Raw genomic sequence first — 465 nt, 5'->3', positions numbered from 1 at the left:
CCCAGGCGCTTGGCGTGGCGGAGGCCGGCCATGTGGAAGAAGTCCTTGGCATGCATCAGGGTCGAAGCGAAGACCCCGTCGGTAGCCAGAATGCAGATCCGGTTCATGTCGTACCGCTTGGTTTCTTGTTATCGGAAGCGTGACTAAACTGCCGCGTGATGGCGGGATCGTCTTCGCTTTTCCTGGAAATGTCCAGACGGCTGAACCAGCTGGCACACCAGCCCGTCCAACCGGGCACGGAGGGATCAATGGTCGATCAACGCCACGTGTATGCAGACCCACTGAGCGGCTGGGATGGCAGCGTCGCGGCCGCACGCGACCTGCAGCGCCAGTTGGCCGCGCAGGTGCGGCTGGAGGACGACTTTCCGCCACTGCGCCTCGTCGCCGGGGTGGACGTCGGGTTCGAAGAAGGCGGACGCATCACCCGTGCCGCCGCCGTGCTGCTGGATGCCGAAACCCGCCAAC

Annotated in this window: 1 protein-coding gene and 1 pseudogene; one reads left to right on the top strand and one right to left on the bottom strand. The window is 64.5% G+C overall.

Translation table 11 applies throughout. The features are described 5' to 3' along the window. A pseudogene (locus J5M56_RS26890) lies at nucleotides 1-107 on the bottom strand (GlxA family transcriptional regulator); the annotation flags it as partial. 141 nt (nucleotides 108-248) lie between these two features. Between J5M56_RS26890 and J5M56_RS25050 the strand changes: the two are divergent. Next, nucleotides 249-465, top strand: a 217-nt coding sequence (locus J5M56_RS25050; protein ID WP_347709439.1) for an endonuclease V, incomplete at its 3' end; no start/stop codon positions are given.

Source organism: Pseudomonas sp. 51_B, from assembly GCF_017491595.1.
GTDB classification, from domain to species: domain Bacteria; phylum Pseudomonadota; class Gammaproteobacteria; order Pseudomonadales; family Pseudomonadaceae; genus Aquipseudomonas; species Aquipseudomonas promysalinigenes.
The sequence above is the reverse complement of the archived record's forward strand: the minus strand, read 5'-3'. Positions and strand labels throughout refer to the sequence as shown.